Raw genomic sequence first — 20,242 nt, forward strand, 5'->3', positions numbered from 1 at the left:
ACAAACCAAAGGCAAAAGGCTCGTAGGGGCCGCCCTCCGTGGCGGCCCGCCAGCCAGTTCCTGCGGATCCCAAGAGGATTTTAACTGAGCGCCCCGGCCTCACAGAGGCCGGCCACAGTTCCGCGGTACTTCGACTCGGGGTCACTTCGTCAGTTTGGCGACGTCGTCCTTGATCGCGGTGGCCCAGATCTCGTACCCCTCGGGGCTGAGGTGCAGCAGGTCGGGCATCACCTTCTTTTCGAGGCCGCCGTCCTTGTTCAGGAAGCCGGCACCGATGTCCTTGTAGAAGACCGTCTTGTCGTCGGCGAACTTGGCGATGATGTCGTTGATCGCCTTGATCTTCGGGTTCAGCTTCTCGGCCGGGGCGACGGTGTCTTCCTTCTTGATGCCGCCGGCCCGCGGGAACACCCCGAGGAGCAGGACCTTCATGCCGGGCTTCTGCTTCTGCAACTCGGCGATGACGGCCTTGATGCCGCCCGCGATCTGCTCGGGGGTGTGCGAGCCGGTGTTGTTGGTGCCGATCATGATGACCGCGAGTTTCGGCTTGAGGGGCTCGATCTCCTTGCCCTCGGTGAGCCGCCACAGGACGTGGCCGGTCTGGTCGCCGTTGATGCCGAGGTTCACCGGCTTGAACGAGGCGAAGTGCTCGGCCCAGGCCTTCTTCCCGGCCCCTTCCCAGCCCTGGGTGATGCTGTCGCCGATGAAGATCACGTCGCCCTCGCCCTTGGCGACGACCTTGAGGAACTCCTTGTGCCGCGGGTTGTCGCGGACGAGAACCTTCGTCGCGGGGTTGTCCCCGGCGTCCTGCGCGCCGGCGGGCGCGGACGCGGCCAGGGCCAGCACGGCGCTGGCGAGGAGGATACGGCGAACGATCATTGTCACTCCCGGAGTGGGTGATTCGTACCGCGTGCGGTGGGTGCGGGCGGTGAGGATCGGGCCGGGTACGGCGGCCCGCACGGGCAGTATCCGCACGCACCGGACCGGCGGCAAGGACGAACTTCGCGGATGGCGCACCGGGGGTTTGCGCTCTAGGTTGGGGGCATGACAGTTCGCCGCCTCGTCACCGTTCTCGCGCTCGCGGGCGTTGCGCTGGTGCTCGCCGCCCAGGTCCGCGACCTGCTCGCCGACCCGACCGTGTGGCCGCCCGACGACTACATCGAGTACTGGGCCGCCGCCACGCTCGCGGTGCGGGGCCAGAACCCGTACGACGGGGCCCTGCTGCTGCCCCTGGAGCGCGCGGGCGGCCGCGACACCGACGAGCCGGTGATGATGTGGAACCCGCCGTGGACGCTCGCGGTCGTGTTCCCGCTCGGCCTGCTCCCGTCGCGGGCCGGGCAGCTCCTGTGGCTCGCGGTGAACTTCGGGGCGGTCGTGTACTGCGGGGCGCGGATGTGGGCGCTGTTCGGCGGCCGGCCCGAGCGCTGGTGGGTCGGGGTCGCGGTCGCGCTGGCCGCCCTGCCGACCGCGTTCGCGCTCCAGTCCGGCCAGATCAGCCCCTTACTCCTGCTCGGGGCGGTGCTGTTCCTCGACTTCGAGCGCCGCGGCTACCCGGCCCTCGCGGGCGCGGCGACGGTCCTACTCGCGATCAAGCCGCACCTCGCGTACCTCGTGTGGGTCGCGATCCTCTGTGAAGCGGTGCGAACCAACCGCTGGCGGGTGCTCGTCGGCGGGGCGGCCGCGGGGGCGCTGTGCAGCGCGCTCCCGCTGCTGTTCGTGCCCGACGTGTGGAACCAGTTCCGCGACGCGATGGCGAACCGCCCGCCCGAGCAGTGGATGTCGCCGACGCTCGGCACGGTGCTGCGGATGCAACTCGGCGAGGGGATGTTCCGCCTCCAGTTCGTGCCGGTGCTGGCCGGGCTCGCGTGGTTCGCGGTCTACTATCCCCGGTGGGCACGGCGCTGGGACTGGGCCGATCAGGTGCCGCTCCTCGTCCTCGTGTCGTTCGTGACCGCTCCTTACGGCGCGTGGCCGTTCGACATGGTGCTGCTCCTCCCGGCCGTCGTGTGGCTCGTCGTGCGTCGCCGGGCGGGGGTGATCGGAGGGCTAGTCGCGGTGAACGTCGGGTGCCTCGCGTGCAACCTGCTCCAGACCGGGTCGTTCTGGTTCCTGTGGGTGTCGCCGGCCGTTTTGCTGATCTACTCTGCCGAGGTCCGCCGCGGTCCCTCGCCCGCACCGGAGAACACATGACGCTTCCGCGGTGGCTCGCGCCGGGAGCGGTCGCGTTCCTGGTGATCTGGTTGGTGCTGATGGCGTTCGGGCCGACCGGGATGCTCCGCGACCCGGGGACGTTCTGGCACACCCGCACGGGCGAAATCATCCTCGCCGAGGGTTTCATCCGCACCGACCCGTACACGTTCACGCACCCCGCGTACCCGGACCGGTGGTGGGTGCCGTACCAGTGGCTCGGCGAGGTCGGCATGGCGCTGGCGCACCGCGTCGCCGGGTTCGACGCGCAGCTCCTCGGTGCGGTCACGATCATCGCGGCCACGTTCGCGTTCCTCGCCGTGCGGCTGCTGGCGACCGGGCTGAACTTCGTCCTCGTCGGGGCGATCATGGGCGTGGCGCTGGCGGCGGCCGGCGCACACTTCCACGTCCGCCCGCACCTCGTCACCACGGCCGGGATGGCGCTGCTCGCAGCGGTGCTGGTCGAGTGCGACGCGGGCCGCGTGCGGGTGCGGCAGTTGTTCTGGCTGGTGCCGGCGTTCGTGGTGTGGGCGAACGTCCACGGCGGCTACCTCGGCGGGTTCGGGACGCTCGTGATCGCGGCGTGCGGGTGGGTGGTGTTCTGGCGGCTGGGCCGCCCGACGCCGGTGAAGTCGTGGGGCGACGCCGGCCTTCTCGCGCTGCTCGTGGCGCTGAGCGGCGCGGCGGCGCTGGTGAACCCCTACGGCACCGACATGCTGAAGGTGTGGCGCGTCATCATGGGCGAGCCGATCCTCCGCGAGATCATCAAGGAGCACCGGCCGCTCGAACTCGACGACGCGAACACGGTCCCGGTCCTGCTCGTCGGGGCGATCTACCTGCTCACTCTTGCGGGGCTGAACTGGCGCGAGGTCCGCGTGTCGTGGCTGCTGCCGCTCGTGTGGCTGGCGCAGACGGTCGAGCGGTGCCGGCACGCGACGCTGTTCGTTGTGGTCACGCTGGTCGCGGTCGCGGCGATGTGGCCGCACACCCGCTGGGCCGCCCGGCTCGCGAAGGACCGCCCGGACTTCTACGACCCGGCCGCCGCACCCGCCGCTCGGCCGTGGTGGGCATCGGTGTGGCTGCCGGCGCTCGCGGTGCTGCTGACGCTCTCGCTCGAAGCGTCGGGCACGCGCGTCCCGGTGATCGGCGCCGGGTGGGCGACGCACGACGCGGAGCAGTGGCCGGTCGAGGTACTCGACGCGCTGAAGGCGAACGAACCGCACCCGGGCGACCCGCACGACCGGATCTTCAACGACTACGCGAACGGCGCGTTCGTCATCTACCACGCGCCGGGGTACAAGGTGTTCGTCGACGACCGGTGCGAGGTGTTCGGCGGGCAGTGGCTTTACGACTTCGTAAAGGCGTCGCACCCCGACACGCCGTCCGCAGTCCGGGCCGCGATGATGGAGAAGTGGCAGGCCGACTACGGCCGGTTCGACTTCGCGCTGACCCGCACCGGTACGCCGTTCGACGACTACTTCCGCACGGCCCCCGGCTGGGACTGCGTGAAGCGCACCGGCACCGCCGCGTTCTACCGCCGGAAGTGACAATCGGGTGTCACGCGCTTTCCAGGGAGTCCCCGCCCAACGCTCCAATCACTTAACACCGTCCGGCAAAGGTACGGCTCCGTCCCCCGCGTTCGCCCGCTTGTACAGGGGCAGGTGTCGGTAGTAGACCTCCAGGGTCAGCACTGCGAACGCCGTGGTGCCGAGGCGGCCGAGGTGCTTGCCGACCCAGGCGGCGTCCGGGTCGAAGCTCCCGGCCTCGTCCCCGTCCATGTGCTGTAAGCCGACGAGCCAGTCGCGCGTCCCGAGAGTGCGAACGCCGAGCGCCCCCTTCGGCCCGCGGTTCCACGTCTCCCACTCGTCCCCCTCGAAGTACCGAACGACCTGCGTTGCGTGGTACAGGAAGTACACGTCATCGATCCGCTTCGGGGCCGAGCCCGGCCCCGCGGCGGGTGCCCGCGGCATGAGCCCGAAAACGCCCTCCATCATTCCCGCGTTGTCTGGTCCCCAGCCGTCGATCAGGTATCGGCAGAGGAGGCCCGTCGCGGTGCAGGTGGTGCCGGGGAACGCCCACGTCTTGTCGAACGGACCATAGGCAGGCTTCCGACGCCCCGCACCGGCGCTGTTGAGGAAGTCGACGGCTTTCTTGAACGTCGCCGCGGGAACGGTGACGGCCCGACTCATCGCGGCCGCCTTCAGCGCCTGGACCTGCCAGCCGACGAGGGAAATGTCGCCGCGCTGGCCCGGTGCGGCTCCCCAGCTCCCGTTCGGTGCCTGCGACGCCACGATGCGGTTGACCGCGACTTGCGCCGCGGCGAGGAGCCGCTCGCGGTCCCGCGTCATGCCGACTGCCTCGCACAGTGCCATCGTGCCGAGCGCGTGCGCGAACGGGTCGGCAGATAGGGGCGGCGGCCCCCGTCGCGGCAGGGGTTGCTGATCGAGGATGTAGCCCAACCCGGAACTCACCACGGCCTTGTATGTGCCGCGGAGGTGCGTTTCGCCGGCCCCGAGAAACGCGAGCAGCGCGAGGGCGGTCGCGCCGATCCGGTCGGGGTGCTCACCGACATTGAACTGCCAACTCCCGTCCGCCCGCTGCTGCCGCGCCAGCCACGCGAGCCCCCGCCAGACCGCCGACTCGCTCTCGACACTTCCGCCAACGTCTTGAAGGAGCCTGCGGCGGGTCTCCCCACGCCGGCCAACGTAATCGGTCAGGAACAACGCGCGATCGGTCCAGTCAGGCGTCTGCGCCGTCGTCGCAAACACCGGTACTCCGTGTGCCCGCACCCACCGCGGGTAGTGGTCCACGAGGTCGGGTGGGTCTTCGTCAGGAGTGCCCGGGTAGGACTCGATGAGGTACTGTAACAGCAGCTGGTTGTAGCTCGGCACCGGCGGGAGACAGCAGAGGTTGCCACACAGCAGGAGCGGCTCCTCCGGACGGAGTTCGATCGTCGCCCTGAGCGGCGCGCCGCTCAGGTTCTCGTCCAGGCCGGGTTCCTCTTCAGCCGCAGCGGGGTCGCCCGAAACCGGCGGCGCGTCGCCGCCCCGCCGGACGCAGTAGGCCGTCACCGCGACGAGGATCAGCAGCAGGACGAGGACGACGCGCGGCATCACGGGAGACTCCGGGGCACACCTCCTGAGACGCACCGGCGGCCGGAAGAGTTCCCGCTCGGGTCACGCCACCGGGCCGCTCTTCTGGTCCTTCAGCAGGTCGCGGATCTCGGTCAGGAGCTTCTCAGTCGCGGTCGGCTCGGGCGCCGCGACGGCAGCCTCGGCTTTGAGGACGTACCGGTGCAGCGCGTTGATCCCCTTCACCACCAGGAACATGCAGAACCCGATGATGAGGAAGTTCAGCACCGACTGCGCGAACCTCCCCCACCCGATGGACGCGTCGCCGTACAGCGTGAGCCGCATCTGCGACACGTCGATCCCGCCCGTCAGCACGCCGACCACCGGCATGAACAGGTCGGCCACGACCGAGTCGATCACCTTCGTGAACGCCGCGCCGATCACCACGCCGACCGCGAGGTCGACGACGTTGCCGCGCAGGATGAACTTCTTGAACTCTTCCAGTACGGGCATTGGCGGGCCTCCGCGGTTTCGGGTGGGACACGGGTGTTGTAGGCCGGCAAATCCCGCAGCGGCACCCGCGGGCCGCGGCCCGAAAGGCCGCCGGAGCGCTTGACTTCCTCACACGGTCGCGCGAAAACGGACTGGGTCCCCACTCCCTCCGCTCAAGGTGACTCGATGACCCGTGAAGCGATGGCCGCCGGTGTACTCGCGCTCGCCTGCGCCGGCACCGCCGCCGCCGGCCCGTACGACGACCTGCTCAAGCACACGTCGCAGAACACGAACACGCTCGTGCTCATCGACGTGAAGGGGGCGCTGGCGTCGCCGCTGGCCAAGGCCGAGAAGTGGAGCGAGAAGGGGAAGGCCGGGGACCGGGCCGGGCTCGGGTTCCTCCCGGCCGACGCCGAAACCGTGGTCATCTCCGCCGAGGTGAACCTGAACTCGCTCGACCGCGACTTCCAGGTCGGGCTCGTCAAGGTGTCGCACAACGTGCCGGAAATGGCGGAGCTGGCCGCCCAGGAGGGCGGCACCGCCGACGAGATCGCCGGCCGCCTCGCCGTGCTGTCGCCGCGGAACGTGTACTTCACGACGCTGCCCGGCGCGCAGTTCGTCGCGGTGTACCCGGCCGACCGGCAGTACACCGCCCGGTACCTCAAGGCGGTGAAGGCCGGCAAGACCGGCCAGCTCTCGCCGTACCTCGCCGGGGCCGTGGGCAAGACGAGCGGCAACGCGGTCACCGTCGCCGTGGACATGGAGGACGTGATCGACAAGACGATGCTCCGGCTGTCGCTCGGGGCGAGCCCGTCGGTGCGGAAGGTGAAGACCGCGGACGTGAACCTGATCGCCGCGTTCCTCGCCGGCACCAAGGGGCTGACGTTCGCCGCCAAGATCGACACCGAGGTCAAGGCGAGCTTCACCGTGGACTTCGTGGGCGACCCGACCGCGTTCCGCATGACCCTCCCGGACCTGTTCCGCGAACTGCTCGAGGACCAGGGCATCGCGATCGCCGGGTTCGGCACCTGGGCCCCGACGTTCACCAACAACAGCATGACGCTGTCCGGCGTCATGACCACGGCCGACCTGAAGCGGATCATCTCGCTGTTCGCGTTCCCGCAGCTCACCGGCGAGCCCGACCCCAAGGTGAAGGGCAACGAGGCCGGCCCCGACGCCACGCGGCGGTACCTCGCCGCCATCGACGTGATCCTGACCGAGACGCGGGCGATGCAGAAGAGCCCGAACTACGACAAGATGGCGACGTGGCACGACAAGGCCGCCGACCAGATCGACCAGTTGAGCCGGCGGAACGTGGACCAGATCGCGGCCGACGCGGCGTACAAGGTGGCGCAGCAACTGCGGGCCATCGCCCAGAGCCTGCGCGGCGTGCCGATCGACAAGAAGGCGCTGGAGGGCCAGCAGTACTACTACACGTCGGGCGGCGGGTACAACGTCGGCGGGTTCGGGTGGTACGGGCGGCCGTTCCTTTACAACAACCCCGGGTACACCACCACGAACATCCCCGAGATCCAGGCGAAGATCGCGAAGGTGGTCGCCGACGACGAGAAGCAGCGGCTCGAATCGTGGTCCGCGATCGACCGCGCCATCCAGGAGGCCCGCCGCAAGCTCAGCGACAAGTACAAGTCGGAGTTTTGAGTGCAGTTCCTGGCGAGCCGGGAACGTCAGTGACCGGAGTAGCGTTGCTCCGGTCGCTCACGCTCCCGGCTCGCCGGGTGTGTTGGAACCACTACACGGCGACACGTCACCCACCCCGCGACTCAAGCAGTTCAACGACCGAGCCCCAACCAAGGTTCTGCGCGAGTTGCCGGGGTGTCAACCCGTTGTTGGTCACGGCTCTTTGGTCAGCCCCGGCTTCAATCAGCACACGGACGGTCGCGACACTTCCAGCCGACGCCTCCGAATGCAACATGGTCCAGCCGTTGTGCCCCCGGGTTGCCACGTGCGTCGGATTCTCCTTAAGGTGGCTCTTCAATGAGCCCGCCAACTGCTCGCTCAGGGAATCGTGAGCGTGCTGGGTCACGAGACGAACCTTGCTCGGATCGCCGAAATCCAGCCCCCAGGCCGCGTCGTGTTGTCCACGTTCGGTGGCACTCATTCGGGAGCGCAGCAGGTTGACCGTAAAGCCGCCGTAAGACTCACCGCTGATGGCGTACATCCAGTCGCTGATCTGGTCGATGGGCAACCGAGCGGGGTCGCCCTCCTTCACAGACCGAAGCCAGTTTGGGGAGTTCACGAGCACCCCGCTAACGTGCTCACCGTCGAAGTCGATCTCGGAGAGCCACATGTGCTCCACTTCGGGGTTCTTTTCGCCCCCCTTCCGCGGGCCGTCGGTGAACGGCGCTTTGACCGCAGCGAGGCCCAGGGCCGGCACGATCCGCTGGCGGTCGCGTGCGATCTCCCGCCACAGGTAGCGGAACGACTCGCGCGCGGCCGCGTACGCCCGTTGCATCTCCGGGTCACTGTTATCGAACAGCAATACGTTTTGTGAGTCGGACTCGCTCATCTTGCGTCCCCCTGCGGTTGACCAACCTCAGCCGTGAAACATCACTCCGCCTCGCCGGTGGCGAGCGCGAGCGCGAGGCGGCAGCCGAGTTCGAACTCGGCCAGGTCCACGTACTCCTTTACCGTGTGGATCTCGTTCTGCCCGGCCCCGAACGTCACGGTCGGGATGCCGTGCTTCACCATCCAGTTCGCGTCGAGCCCGCCGTTGGTCACTCGAACATTGGGTTCGCGGCCCAGTGCCCGCACCGCGGCGGCCGCACGCTTCACCACCGGCGCGTCGTCCTTGAGCCGGAACGGCAGGTAGTCGAGCCGGGACGTGAACTTGACCTTCGCCATGCGGCCCTCGTGGTCCTTGACCCGGGTCGCGGCGTTGGCGAACGCGGCCTTGTACGCGGCGCTGATCTCGCGGACGAACTTCGCGTCGTGGCTGCGGCTCTCGCCCTTCACGTGCACGAGGTCGGTGACGACGTTCGTCGCGTCGCCGGCGGAGCGGCCGTCGGCCGTGCCGATCGGGCCGATGTTGCTCGTGCCGACCTTGCCGTCCTTGGCGACCTTCCCCCACCACCCGCCGGCGTACACCTCGGCCATCGCCAGCGCGACGACCATGCTCGCCGAGATCCCCTTCTCCGGCGCGACCCCGGCGTGCGACGCCTTGCCCTTGATGTCCACGGTCCACCGGTCGGCCCCGATCGCGCCGGCGACGAGGTCGGTCGCGAGCCGCCCGTCGACGTTGAACCCCATCGCGGGGGCGCCGAGGACCGCCGGGTTCAGGTGCTTCGCGCCGAACAGCCCGCTCTCCTCGCGGACCGTGAACAGCAGCGTCAGCGGCGGGTGCGGGAGCTTCTGCCGGAGCAGCTCGGTGACCATCGTGACGAGCACGGCGCACCCGGTGCGGTTGTCGCCGCCGAGGGCCGTCGCGCCCTCCTTGGCGTTGACCACCCGCTTCCCCTTCACCACCGGCACGGCCCCGGCGCACAGCGGCACCGTGTCCATGTGCGTCATGAACAGCACCGGCTTCGCGGCCCGCTTCGCGGTCCCCGGGAGCTTGACGATGAGGTTCCCGGTCTGCGTCGGCTCGGGGATGCGGGTGTGCGCGTCGTCGAAGGAGATCGCCGCCGCGGGCACGCCGGCCTCCTCCAGCGCCGCCGTGATCTCGCGGGCGATCGCGGCCTCCTGGCCGGTGACCCCCGGCACGGCCAGGAACCGCACGAGCCGGTTGACGGCGGCCGGTGCGTCGAACGTTGCGGGGGCCGGTGCGGTCGTTGGCATGGGAGCGGCTCGCGTGTCGGTCGATGGGACTGAAACAGTCTAGAGAACGGGCGTGCCCCCGCGAAGGCTCCCGGCCCCGCGGTGTGGACGATCCGGCGGCCCGTTCGCACCATGAACACGTCACGCCCGGTGCGCCGACACCTTTCCCCACACACGACGAGACGGTGCCATGCAGCAGACGTTGATCCTTTTGAAGCCCGACGCGGTGCAGCGGCGGCTGGTCGGCGAGGTCGTCGCCCGGTTCGAGCGGAAGGGGCTGCGGCTCGTCGGCCTGAAGCTCGTGAGGGCGACCCGCGACCTGGCCGAGAAGCACTACGCGGTCCACAAGGGCAAGCCGTTCTACGAGAGCCTGCTGTCGTTCCTCACCAGCGGCCCGACGGTCGCGATGGTGCTCGAGGGCCGCGAGGCGGTCGCCGCGTGCCGGCTCCTGATGGGGCTCACCGACGGCGCGAAGTCGCCCCCCGGCACGATCCGCGGCGACTTCGGCCTGAGCGTCCAGAACAACCTCGTCCACGGGAGCGACAGCACCGAGAACGCGGCGCTCGAGATCGGCCTGTGGTTCAAGCCCGACGAACTCGTGTCCTTCGCCCCGACCGACGGCACCTGGGTCGGGTAAGCGGCACGCACGTTCGAGGCACGACACCCGAGCCCCGCGCTATGGTCCGGGTTCCGTTTCGGATTTCGTGCTTCGAACTTCGGATTTGTAGGCGAACCCATGACGGTCCGCGAACTCACCCGGTTCGCCGTCGGCGGGCTGTGGCGGCAGAAGGTGCGGACGGCCCTGACGCTCGTCGGGGTCACCGTCGGCACCTGTGCGATGGCGTTCAGCCTGGCCCTCGGGCTCGGGATGCGGGCCTTCATCGACACCGAGTTCCAGAGCCGCGACGACTTCTGGCGGGTCGTCGTCCACGTCGACGAGCCGCCCGCCGACCCGAAGGACGCGCCGCCCGAGAAGATCGCCGTCCGCGGTGACGTGTCCGACGCCCGCAAGGAGCGGCTGAGCGAGGCGCTCCTCGACCGGTACGCCGCGACCCGGCAGCGGAAGCCCCCGGTCCCGCTGACGCCCGAGAAGGTCGCCGCGATCGCCGCCCTGCCCGACGTCGCCGAGGTTCGCACCTACCGCAGCGCCGACGGCCGCGTCACCGCACCCGGGTCCGACAAGCCCGCGTCGGCGTTCACCGTCAGCGGCGCCCTCACCGACGTTCAGTCGCGCCTCCTCGCCGGCCGGCTCCCCGAACCGGGTGCGAAAGAAATCGTCGTCTCCGAACTCGTGCTGTACGACCTCGGTCGCGGGGACGACTCCGACCTCGAGCGCGCCATCGGTCTGCCCGTGCGCCTCGAAGTCGGCGGCATCCGCAACGCGCCGCCGCTCGCGCTCGCCCGTGCCCTCACCGGGCACCTCCCGGGCGACGACCTCACCGCTGCACAACTCGCCGTGCTGGAGAAGGTCGTCGGCTCGCTCCCGGCCAAGCTCGACGCCTTCGACCTCACGCCGGCCGAGCGGCTCGAACTCCAGAAGCTGTTCACCGCGAAGCGCGACGACGACGAGCGGCCCGCGGCGTCCGGCGCGACGGTCGCCGACGAGTTCCGCGTGTGCGGGGTGGTGCGGGTGCTGACCCGCGAGGACCGCAAGAAGCTCGGCCCGCTCACGCCGTGGGAGGTGACCCGGGCGAACGTGTTCCTCGCCCCGGACACCGGCGGCGCGCTGTTCGCGAAACTCCCGTGGACGAAGGAGGGCGCGTACTACGCCGCCGACGTGCGCGTCCGGCCGGGCGGCGACCTCCCCGCGGCCGTTGCCGCGATCGAGGGCATGGGGTTCCGCACGTTCTCCGCCGCGAAGTGGTTCACCAGTGCCAAGCGCGAGGTCACGCTGATCGCAATGGGGCTGAACCTGTTCGCACTCATCGCGCTGTTCGTCGCGGCGGTCGGCATCACGAACACGCTCGTAACCAGCGTCGTCGAGCGTACCGCCGAGATCGGCATCCTGCGGGCGATCGGCGCGACCCGCGCCCAGATCCAGGGGATGTTCCTCACCGAGGGGACGTTCATCGGCCTGCTGGGCAGCGCTCTCGGCCTCGCACTCGCCCGCGCTTTGGCGGTCCCGGCCGACGTGTGGGTTCAGGGGATCATGCAGTCGCAGATGGAAGGGGAGACGCTGCACAGCACGACGATCTTCGTGTTCCCACTGTGGCTGTGGCTCGCGTCGGTGGCGTTCGCGGTGCTGCTGACGACCGCCGCCGCGTACTACCCCGCCCGCCGCGCCGCCCGCATCCACCCCATCGAAGCGCTACGGTACGGGTGATTACGCCGCCTTCGAAGTGGGCAGCGGCAGAACCGCGGGCCGCGTCGCCACCTCGCGCGTCCGAGTCCCGGCGGCGAGCAGGCTCAGCACCGCCGGCAGGAACACCAGCGCCGCGACCATGCAGAACGTCACGCCGAGCGTGAGCGCCAGGCCGAGGCTCGCCATCCCCTCGTGCCGGGCGGTCATCAGCGTGCCGAACCCCAGCACGGTCGTGAGTGCCGCGACCAGCACCCCGCGGCCGGTCGCGGAGCCGAGGCGGTACGCGCGCTTGCGGTCGCGGCCCCGGAAGTCGTGCAGGACGTGGACCCCGTTGTCCACCCCGACGCCGACGATGAGCGGCAGCGCGACCATGTTCGCCGGGTTCAGCGCCACCCCGCACAGCCCCATCACGCCGAGCGTCAGCACCACGCCGACCGCCAGCGGGAACAGGCCCAGGAGCAACTCGCGCGCGCTGCGGAGGTCGAGCAGCAGGACCAGCACGATCGCGGCGAGCGCGTACCCGGCCGCGTGCTCGAACCCGACCCGCATCTGCTCCAGCCCTTCGAGCGTGCGGTACGCCTTGCCGGTCGCCCCGGCGTCGACGGTGCCCGCCGCCTTGGTGAACCGCACCAGCGCGTCGTGGTCCCACAGGCTCTCGCGGGCGAACGCCCGCACCAGGAACTCGCCGTTCACCCCGACGTACCGCTCGCGGAGTTGGGGCGGGATGTCGGCCATCGTGATCGGGGCCGGGGTCGAGACCCCCTTGAGTTGGTGCAGGTCGACGGCGAGGTCGGCCCCGAGCCGGCGGTCGAACGCCTTGAGCCGCTCGCCGGACCGGTCCGGGGCGGTCGCGTCGAGCGCGTCCCGCAGGGACGCCGCGGCGAGTGACAGCGGGGTGTCACTCCCGGCGAGTTGCGCCACGCGGTTGGCGAGGTCGCGGACCGCGGCCGGGTGCGACCCCATCGGCGTCGGCAGTCGGTCGATCGGCGGCAACTCCGAGAGGCGGTCGCTGATCGCCTTGAGAATCGGCAGCTTGCGCCCTTGGTCGCCGGGCACCAAAGACGCGACCTCGACCACCCGGCCGACCTCGGGGAGCGCCTCGTACTTCGCCTTCAGCGCGAGCGCCTCGTCGCGGTTCGGGGCGATGCTGATCGCGTCCCACGTCGCCCCGGCGGCGCGGGCGATGAGCTTGTGTTCCCACACGACCGAGTCGATTCCCCGCGGTTGCAGGTGCAGCAGGTTGTGGTCGTACTTCACCCGCGTGGCGAACCCGCCGCACACCAAGAGCAACGCCGCACCGGCCGCGAGCACGAGTCGCGGGTGGCGAGCCAGCAGCGGCACGAACGCCCGCGGGGCCAGCGCCGCAATCGGAAGCAGAACGGGCTCGTTCCCGCTCTGCGGCACCGCGGCCCCGTGCGTGCGGGTCCGGCCCAGGCGCTCGGCGACCACGATCAGCGCCGGCATCACCACGATGCAACTCGCGGCGCACAGCAGCACGCCCGAGCCGGCGATCCACCCGAGTTCCACCACCGCCCGGAAGTCCGCGAGCATGACCGCGAAGAACGCCAGCCCGGTCGTGGCGGCGGCCGTGACGATGCTCGGGCCGGCGTGCAGCGCCGTGCCGCGGAGCGCCTCCTCGACCGACGCGCCGCGCGTGCGCGCCTCGTCGTACCGCGCCACCCACAGCACCCCGTAGTCCCCGAGGCCGATGAGCATGACCGCGAACGCCGACGACAGGATGTTCAGGTGCCCGACCGTGACCGTCGCCCAGCCCAGCGCCCACGCCGTGCCGACGAGGAGGCTCGCGAGCGTCAGCACCGGGTAGCGCGGCCCGCGGTACACGACGAGGTACAGCGCCGCGACCCCGAGCAGCGCCCACACCGACGCCCGCCGCGTGTCGGCGTCGGACAGTTCCATCTCGTCGGTTTCGAGCACCGGGAGCCCGGTCAGGCCGAGCGCGACGCCCGGGAACCGCGGCCCGAGGTCCGCGAGGGCCGCGCGCAGCGCCGCGTTCGCCTCCTTAGCGGGGGTGAACGAATCGGCCGCCTTCTTCGGGCGGCAGGTGAGCAGCGCGAGCGAGCCGTCCGGCGTGAAGAGGTACTGCGGCTCGGTGAGTCGGGCGTCGCTGCGGTCGGTCCGCTCGGCGTCGAGCACCCACGGGTTGCGGTACGCGGTCGGGTTCCGCAGCGTGCCCGCGGCCGACGAGGCGATCGCCGGGAGTTGCACGAGCAGGTCCTGGTCGGCCGCGGTGATCGCCCCGCCGCCGTGCCGGGCCTCCAGCGCGAGCGCCGCGTTCCCGAGCAGCGACTCGATGGAGAGCATCCGCCACGCGACCGGGCCGACCGAACTGAGCAGCGGGGCCATGCGGTCGAGCCGGGTCACGATCCCGTCGAGCTTTTCTGGGGGAAGGTACAGCAGCGCCCGGTTGCGGAGGTGCCGGGTGTCCACCTTGTAGAAGACCCGGTCGAACAGATCGGGCCGCTCGGCGACCTTCTCGGCCACTGCGTCGAGCGCCGCCCTCATCGCCGCGGGGTCGCTCCCCTCCGCGACCACCACCATGTCGTCCTCGTCGCCGAACGCATCGAGGTACTTCTGCCACCGCTGCTGGCACGGCTTGTCCGGGCTCAGGAGGTCGTTCCGCTGCGTGTGGTAGCCGAGGCGGGTCGCGGCGAGGTAAATCGAACCGGCGGTGACGGCGGCCACGACCGCGAGCACGGCGACCGGGCGGCGGGCGACCCAGGAGACGGTTGCGGCCACGGACCGGGCGAGGATGTCGGGGCGGGGGTCGGCGGTCATGGCGGTCCTTCGCCCGGGACGGTGTCCGAATGCGACCGGGGTATAGGTAAGTCGGGCGGCCCACACAAGACCGATCCGCGGGCCGCGGACGATCGACGATTTGGGCGAACCCTGAGCGCCAGCGAGAGGTGGGCACACGACCCAAACCACCCAACGTGACACACGGAATTTCCCTGCGCGGGCCGCGGACGATCGACGATTTGGGCGAACCCTGAGCGCCAGCGAGGGGTGAGGCACACCCCCTCGCTGGCGCTCAGGGTTCGCCGTCTCACCTGTCCAGACCCACAGCCGCACTCCGGCCGCGGACGCTCCCGGCCCGCCAGAACCGGCACGACCCGCACGCGCCCCGAAGTCGAAATTGCCCGGCTTTCTCATCCCGCCCGGGTTCCGGGGTCGAATAATACCCCCATCGATGTCCCGTAGGCGGTTCCCATGTTCGAGTTCGTCGTGCGGGTGCCGGGCGACACCCCACAATCCCAACCCGTGTTCCTCGCCGGCGACGGTCCCTACCTCGGGAACTGGTCGGCGGACCGGGTGCGGATGGACAACTGGGACGACGGCACCCGCTACCTGCGGCTCGACCTGCCCCGCGGCTGGCGCGGGCGGTTCCTGGTGACGCTCGGGCGGTGGCGGACCGCCGAGGCCGACGGCCGGGGCCGCGAGGTCCACCCGCACGAGTTCGAGGTCGGCGGCGACGGGGTCGCCGAGGTGACCGTCGCCGAGTGGGGCCGGCGGAGCATCCACTACCACCACGACTCCGAGTCGCGGTTGCTCCCGCACCACCAGCGCACGGTGTCCGTGTGGCTCCCGCCCGGGTACGACCGCGAGCCGCGCCGCCGGTTCCCCGTGCTGTACATGCACGACGGCCAGAACCTGTTCGACCCCGAGACCGCGTTCGCCGGGAACCCGTGGTGGGCCGACGAGGTCGCCGAGCGCGTCATGCGCCAGGGGCGGGCCGAGCCGGCCATCATCGTCGGCGTCGCGAACACCCCGGACCGGATCCGCGAGTACGGCCCGCGGCGGTGCGACGCGGACCGGGCCACCGACCTGTCCCGCGACTACGGCCGCATGCTCGTCGAGGAGGTGAAGCCGTTCGTCGACGCCTGCTACCGCACCCTGCCCGACCAGGAGCACACCGGGGTCGCCGGGTCGTCGATGGGCGGGCTCATTTCCCTGCACCTGTGCAAGTGGTACCCCGGCGTGTTCGGGCGGTGCGCCGCACTGTCGCCGTCGGTGTGGTGGGACGACGAGTACTTCCTCCAGACGCTCGACGTGTGGCCGCACTGGACGAAGACGTGCCGCGTGTGGCTCGACATGGGCACCCGCGAGGGGGCGTCGGACGCGGGGATGGCCGCGGCGCTGAACCGCACCCGCCGACTCGCGACCCACCTCGACCGCGCCGGGGCCGACTTCCGCTACGAGGAGGTCGAGGGCGGGGCGCACAACGAGGCGGCCTGGGGCCACCGGTTCGACCGCGTCCTGGCGTTCCTGTTCCCGCCCGACCGCTGAAATCGCACCGCCCCGCGGGCGTCGTCTCGGTGCCGGCCACCTCCCGGGGACTCGCAATGCGCCGCGGCATCACCGTCATCAAGCTGCTCGTCGTGAGCGTCGGCTTGCTCGGCCTGCTCTCGCTGATCCTGCCCGCCGTCGCCAACACGCGACGGGCGGCCACCCGCATGACATGCTCCAACAACCTCAGACAACTCGGGAGCGGATTCGGCAACTACCACGACACCCACCATCAGTACCCATCCGGCACCGTCCCGGGCACCACGCTGCCATCCGACCAGCGGTTGAATTTCTACGTCGAGTTGCTGCCCTACATGGAGTTCAACAACCTCTACAGGAGCCTGAGGTTGTCGGAACATTGGGATTCTCCCACGAACCTGAAGCACGCGCCGTCGGGTGGAGGCTGCTACGGTATGTACCGGTGTCCAGACTGGAGGCACGAGCGGGTGGACGGGAAAGCTGGGTACGCAGCCGGTGACATCAGCGTGACAAACTACGTCGGCATGGCGGGGGTCGGGGCCGACGCCGCGGCGCGAACGGCCGATGCGCCGGGCATCGGGATGTTCGGCTACGACCGCGCCCTGAAGAGCGAGGACGTGAAGGACGGGCTCGGAAGCACGATCATGCTCATCGAGACTGGCACGGACCTCGGCCCGTGGCTGCGGGGCGGGCCGAGTACCGTGCGGGCGCTGGAACTCACGGGCGGTCCCGTCACCGGCGAGGGGCTGGCGTTCGGCGGCACGCACTTCCGCAACACGCTGCCGTTCCGCGAGCCGAGGCCGGTCGCGTTCCACGTCCTGCTCGGTGATGCGTCCGTCCGCGAGTTGAAGGACGCCGTGAGCCCCGAGGTCCTCGCCGCACTCGCGACCGTCGCCGGCGGGGAGGAACTGCCCGCGGCGTGGTGAGGCCCCGTGCGGTGCGCTTACAATTTTCCGCGGCCATTCCCCAAGACATCCCGCGTGCCCGGCGGGACAATTTGGTTTACACTCAAATGTAAACTGCCCGTTCCGCCCTTCCGCCCGGTCGAGGTTCCCCCGATGCCACTCCGGTCGCTGACGCTCGCGGCTCGCGCCCTCCCCGTCGCCGCCCTGCTCGCGCTGGTCCTCGCGCCGGTCGCCGCCGCGCCGCAGGCCAAGGTCGACCCCGACCACGCTGCGAAGATGGTGAAGGGGACGGAGCTGTTCAAGACGTCGGTCCGCGCCGTGCTGCAAGCGAAGTGCGTGAAGTGCCACAGCGGGGACCGCGTCGAGGGCGAGTTCGACATGGGCACCCGCGAGGCGCTCCTCAAGGGCGGTGCCCGCGGGCCGGGGCTGGTTCCCGGCGACTCGAAGAAGAGCCTGTTGTGGCAGATGACGGCCCACCTGAAGGAGCCGCACATGCCGCACGAGCGGGCAAAGCTCCCGGACGCCGACATCGCGAAGATCGCCGAGTGGATCGACCTCGGCGCGCCCTACGACAAGCCGTTCGTTGAGCAGACCGACGCCTGGACCAAGAAGGTCGTCACCGCGGACCTCAAGAAGCACTGGGCGTACCTGCCGCTCGCGCAGGCGAAGCCGCCGGCCGCCGGCCACCCGGTCGATGCGTTCCTGCGGGCGAAGCTCGACGCGGCCGGGCTCAAGCCGAACCCGCCCGCAGACCGGCGCACCCTGCTCCGCCGCGCTCACCTCGACCTGATCGGCCTGCCGCCGACGCCCGAGCAACTGGAGGCGTTCCTGAAGGACGAGTCGCCCGAGGCGTTCGAGAAGGTGGTCGATTCGCTCCTCGCGTCGCAGCACTTCGGTGAGAAGTGGGCACGCCACTGGCTCGACCTCGTGCGGTTCGCCGAGAGCCACGGGTTCGAGCACGACTACGACCGGCCCACCGCGTACCACTACCGCGACTTCGTCATCAAGGCGCTGAACCAGGACCTGCCGTTCGACACGTTCACCAGGTGGCAGATCGCCGGCGACGAGCTGGCCCCGACCGACCCGCTGGCGATGATGGCGACCGGCTACCTCGCGGCCGGCGTCCACAGCACGCAGATCACCAAGAACGAGGTCGAGAAGCACCGGTACGACGAGCTCGACGACATCGTCGGCAACATCGGCACCACGTTCCTCGGCCTGACGGTCGGGTGCGCCCGGTGCCACGACCACAAGTATGATGCGTTCCCGGCCCGCGACTACTACCGCATGGTGTCGGCGTTCACCACCGTCGTGCGGACGGAGGTGGACCTCGACCTCGACCCCGCCGGGTACGCGAAGCTCAAGCAGGCGTTCGACGCCGAGCACGCCGCGTTCACCGACGCGGTCGCGAAGTACGAGAAGGACCACCTCCCCGCGAAGTTCGCCGCGTGGGAGCAGGCCCGCGGGGACAAGCCGCTGCCGCTCGACTGGATCAGCCCGGCCGCCGGCGCGATGAAGTCCGCGGGCGGGGCGACGCTCGCCGCACAGCCCGACGGCAGCGTCCTCGTGACCGGGAAGAACCCGACCACCGAGACGCTCACGCTCGAGTTCACCACCGAGGAACAGGGGCTCCGCTCGCTCCGCGTCGAGGCGCTGGCGCACCCGGCGCTCGTGAAGGGCGGCCCCGGCCGGGCGGCCAACGGCAACTTCGCGCTGTCCGACCTGCGCGTCACGGTCCGCCCGAAGGAGTCGAAGGACGCGGCCGGCGTGGCGGTCAAGCTCACCAACCCGCGGGCGACGTTCGAGCAGAAGGGGCTCCCGGTCGCGGCGGCCATCGACGGCGACAAGAACACGGCGTGGGCCGTCGACCCTCAGTTCGGCAAGGCCCACGCGGCCGCGTTCAACTTCGAGAAGCCGGTCGGGTTCCCGGGCGGCACCGCGGTCACCGTCACGCTGGCGTTCAACACCAACACCGGCCACGGCATCGGCCGCCCGCGGGTGTCGTTCTCGACCGCCGAGACGCCCGACCTCGCCGCCGCGCCCGTGTCCGAGGGCGTGCGGGCCGCCCTGGCGGCCGCTCCCGGGAACCGCACCGCGGAGCAACGCGCCGCGGCCGTGAAGTGGTTCGCCCCGCAGGACGCCGAGTACGCCAAGCTCAAGAAGGCCGAGCAGGACCACCTCGCGAAGGCCCCGAAGCCGAACCGCGTGAAGGCGCTCGTGTCCAGTGAGGGGCTGCCGGCGATCAAGCTCCACACGCAGGGGGCCGACTTCCTGCCCGACACCCACTTCCTCCGCCGCGGCGACCCGAACCAGAAGGAGGGCGTCGCCGCCGTCGGGTTCCTCCAGGTGCTGATGCCGGACGCCGAGGCGCAGTCGAAGTGGCTCAAGTCTCCCCCCGCCGGGAGCCGCACCACGCACAAGCGGGCCGCGCTGGCCGAGTGGCTCACCGACACCCGCGACGGGGCCGGCCAGCTCCTCGCGCGGGTGGTCGTGAACCGGCTCTGGGCGCAGCACTTCGGCCGCGGGCTCGTCGCCACCGTCAGCGACTTCGGCACCCGCGGCGACCCGCCCTCGCACCCGGAGTTGCTCGACTTCCTCGCGAACGAACTGGTCCGCAACGGCTGGAAGCTGAAGCCGGTCCACAAGCTGATCGTCACGAGTGCGGCGTACCGGCAGGGCTCGACCCGCGACGAGGCGAAGGTGAAGGCCGACCCGGACAACAAGCTCGTGTGGCGGCAGCCGGTCCGGCGGCTGAGCGCCGAGGTGATCCGCGACGCGATCCTGGCCGTCGGCGGGAAGCTGAACACGACCATGTACGGCCCCGGCCACCTGAGCGAGGAGAGCCCGCGGCGGAGCATCTACTTCACGATGAAGCGGAGCAAGCTGATCCCGGCGCTGATCGTGTTCGACGCGCCCGACGGCACCACCGGGGTCGGCGACCGGCCGAGCACGACCATCGCCCCGCAGGCGCTGCACCTGATGAACAACCCGCACGTCCGCGGCGCGGCCCACGGGTTCGCCCGCCGGGTGCTGGCCGACCCGAAGGTGACCGACGAGGCGGCCGTGAAGCTCGCGTACACGCTCGCGCTGAGCCGCGAGCCGACCGCCGCCGAACTCGCCGACGCCCTGCCGTTCCTCAAGGGCAAGACCGGGGGGGACCGCGAGACCGGAATGGCCGACTTCTGCCAGGTGCTGTTCTGCCTGAACGAGTTCCTCTACGCGGACTGAAG

General features: G+C 70.5%; 14 protein-coding genes. 8 read left to right on the forward strand and 6 right to left on the reverse strand.

Annotation, left to right across the window (positions count from 1 at the left end; genetic code table 11):
* Positions 1–141: 141 nt before the first annotated feature.
* Positions 142–876 (reverse strand): GDSL-type esterase/lipase family protein, encoded by a 735-nt coding sequence (locus tag ACTIGN_RS22605; protein ID WP_439628066.1) that lies wholly within the window; start codon positions 874–876, stop codon positions 142–144.
* Positions 877–1,041: 165 nt separating this feature from the next.
* On the opposite strand from ACTIGN_RS22605, the gene ACTIGN_RS22610 reads away from it, so the two are divergent.
* Both ACTIGN_RS22610 and ACTIGN_RS22615 read left to right on the forward strand, forming a co-directional pair.
* A complete protein-coding gene (locus ACTIGN_RS22610; RefSeq protein ID WP_439628068.1) occupies positions 1,042–2,187 on the forward strand; it encodes a glycosyltransferase family 87 protein in 1,146 nt (381 codons plus the stop codon).
* Complete coding sequence (locus tag ACTIGN_RS22615; RefSeq protein WP_439628070.1) at positions 2,184–3,731, forward strand: hypothetical protein; 1,548 nt, start codon at positions 2,184–2,186, stop codon at positions 3,729–3,731. Before ACTIGN_RS22610 ends, ACTIGN_RS22615 begins: the two co-directional genes overlap by 4 nt.
* Before the next feature lie 48 nt (positions 3,732–3,779).
* On the opposite strand, the gene ACTIGN_RS22620 is transcribed toward ACTIGN_RS22615, so the two are convergent.
* Positions 3,780–5,297: a hypothetical protein gene (locus ACTIGN_RS22620; protein WP_439628072.1), complete on the reverse strand. Its 1,518-nt coding sequence runs from the start codon at positions 5,295–5,297 to the stop codon at positions 3,780–3,782.
* A 63-nt stretch (positions 5,298–5,360) separates the two neighbouring features.
* Positions 5,361–5,768, reverse strand: a complete 408-nt coding sequence (gene mscL / locus ACTIGN_RS22625) for a large conductance mechanosensitive channel protein MscL (protein ID WP_439628074.1) — start codon at positions 5,766–5,768, stop codon at positions 5,361–5,363.
* A gap of 165 nt (positions 5,769–5,933) precedes the next feature.
* Here mscL and ACTIGN_RS22630 point away from each other — a divergent pair, with 165 nt between their 5' ends.
* Positions 5,934–7,406: a hypothetical protein gene (locus ACTIGN_RS22630; RefSeq protein ID WP_439628076.1), complete on the forward strand. Its 1,473-nt coding sequence runs from the start codon at positions 5,934–5,936 to the stop codon at positions 7,404–7,406.
* Positions 7,407–7,512: 106 nt separating this feature from the next.
* Here the strand turns inward: ACTIGN_RS22630 and ACTIGN_RS22635 are convergent, their stop codons facing one another.
* Entirely contained in the window at positions 7,513–8,274 is a 762-nt protein-coding gene (locus ACTIGN_RS22635) for a DUF2314 domain-containing protein (RefSeq protein WP_439628078.1), read from the reverse strand.
* A gap of 41 nt (positions 8,275–8,315) precedes the next feature.
* Positions 8,316–9,542, reverse strand: coding sequence for a M20/M25/M40 family metallo-hydrolase (locus ACTIGN_RS22640; RefSeq protein ID WP_439628080.1), 1,227 nt, complete (start codon positions 9,540–9,542; stop codon positions 8,316–8,318).
* A 169-nt stretch (positions 9,543–9,711) separates the two neighbouring features.
* Here ACTIGN_RS22640 and ndk point away from each other — a divergent pair, with 169 nt between their 5' ends.
* The gene (gene ndk / locus ACTIGN_RS22645; protein WP_439628082.1) at positions 9,712–10,158 is read left to right on the forward strand and encodes a nucleoside-diphosphate kinase; all 447 of its coding nucleotides are present in this window, start codon (positions 9,712–9,714) and stop codon (positions 10,156–10,158) included.
* 99 nt (positions 10,159–10,257) lie between these two features.
* The gene (locus tag ACTIGN_RS22650; RefSeq protein WP_439628084.1) at positions 10,258–11,844 is read left to right on the forward strand and encodes an ABC transporter permease; all 1,587 of its coding nucleotides are present in this window, start codon (positions 10,258–10,260) and stop codon (positions 11,842–11,844) included.
* Here ACTIGN_RS22650 and ACTIGN_RS22655 read toward each other — a convergent pair whose 3' ends face one another.
* Positions 11,845–14,619 (reverse strand): MMPL family transporter, encoded by a 2,775-nt coding sequence (locus tag ACTIGN_RS22655; protein ID WP_439628086.1) that lies wholly within the window; start codon positions 14,617–14,619, stop codon positions 11,845–11,847.
* A gap of 432 nt (positions 14,620–15,051) precedes the next feature.
* Between ACTIGN_RS22655 and ACTIGN_RS22660 the strand changes: the two genes are divergently transcribed.
* From ACTIGN_RS22660 to ACTIGN_RS22670, 3 genes are all read left to right on the forward strand, one after another.
* Positions 15,052–16,128, forward strand: a complete 1,077-nt coding sequence (locus tag ACTIGN_RS22660; RefSeq protein ID WP_439628088.1) for an alpha/beta hydrolase — start codon at positions 15,052–15,054, stop codon at positions 16,126–16,128.
* A 56-nt stretch (positions 16,129–16,184) separates the two neighbouring features.
* A complete protein-coding gene (locus ACTIGN_RS22665; protein WP_439628090.1) occupies positions 16,185–17,033 on the forward strand; it encodes a DUF1559 family PulG-like putative transporter in 849 nt (282 codons plus the stop codon).
* 132 nt (positions 17,034–17,165) lie between these two features.
* Positions 17,166–20,240 (forward strand): PSD1 and planctomycete cytochrome C domain-containing protein, encoded by a 3,075-nt coding sequence (locus ACTIGN_RS22670; RefSeq protein ID WP_439628092.1) that lies wholly within the window; start codon positions 17,166–17,168, stop codon positions 20,238–20,240.
* The last annotated feature ends 2 nt before the right edge of the window (positions 20,241–20,242 follow it).

Origin of the sequence: Gemmata sp. (genome assembly GCF_051859125.1) — a bacterium.
Lineage (GTDB): Bacteria > Planctomycetota > Planctomycetia > Gemmatales > Gemmataceae > Gemmata.

Bases quoted from the DNA above. Each gene is read 5' to 3' on its own strand.
- ACTIGN_RS22605 (WP_439628066.1), bottom strand. From the start codon at position 876: ATGATCGTTCGCCGTATCCTCCTCGCCAGCGCCGTGCTGGCCCTGGCC.
- ACTIGN_RS22660 (WP_439628088.1), top strand. From the start codon at position 15,052: ATGTTCGAGTTCGTCGTGCGGGTGCCGGGCGACACCCCACAATCCCAA.
- ACTIGN_RS22635 (WP_439628078.1), bottom strand. From the start codon at position 8,274: ATGAGCGAGTCCGACTCACAAAACGTATTGCTGTTCGATAACAGTGAC.
- ACTIGN_RS22615 (WP_439628070.1), top strand. From the start codon at position 2,184: ATGACGCTTCCGCGGTGGCTCGCGCCGGGAGCGGTCGCGTTCCTGGTG.
- ACTIGN_RS22630 (WP_439628076.1), top strand. From the start codon at position 5,934: ATGACCCGTGAAGCGATGGCCGCCGGTGTACTCGCGCTCGCCTGCGCC.
- ACTIGN_RS22670 (WP_439628092.1), top strand. From the start codon at position 17,166: ATGCCACTCCGGTCGCTGACGCTCGCGGCTCGCGCCCTCCCCGTCGCC.
- ACTIGN_RS22640 (WP_439628080.1), bottom strand. From the start codon at position 9,542: ATGCCAACGACCGCACCGGCCCCCGCAACGTTCGACGCACCGGCCGCC.
- ACTIGN_RS22655 (WP_439628086.1), bottom strand. From the start codon at position 14,619: ATGACCGCCGACCCCCGCCCCGACATCCTCGCCCGGTCCGTGGCCGCA.
- mscL (WP_439628074.1), bottom strand. From the start codon at position 5,768: ATGCCCGTACTGGAAGAGTTCAAGAAGTTCATCCTGCGCGGCAACGTC.
- ACTIGN_RS22665 (WP_439628090.1), top strand. From the start codon at position 16,185: ATGCGCCGCGGCATCACCGTCATCAAGCTGCTCGTCGTGAGCGTCGGC.
- ACTIGN_RS22620 (WP_439628072.1), bottom strand. From the start codon at position 5,297: ATGCCGCGCGTCGTCCTCGTCCTGCTGCTGATCCTCGTCGCGGTGACG.
- ndk (WP_439628082.1), top strand. From the start codon at position 9,712: ATGCAGCAGACGTTGATCCTTTTGAAGCCCGACGCGGTGCAGCGGCGG.
- ACTIGN_RS22610 (WP_439628068.1), top strand. From the start codon at position 1,042: ATGACAGTTCGCCGCCTCGTCACCGTTCTCGCGCTCGCGGGCGTTGCG.
- ACTIGN_RS22650 (WP_439628084.1), top strand. From the start codon at position 10,258: ATGACGGTCCGCGAACTCACCCGGTTCGCCGTCGGCGGGCTGTGGCGG.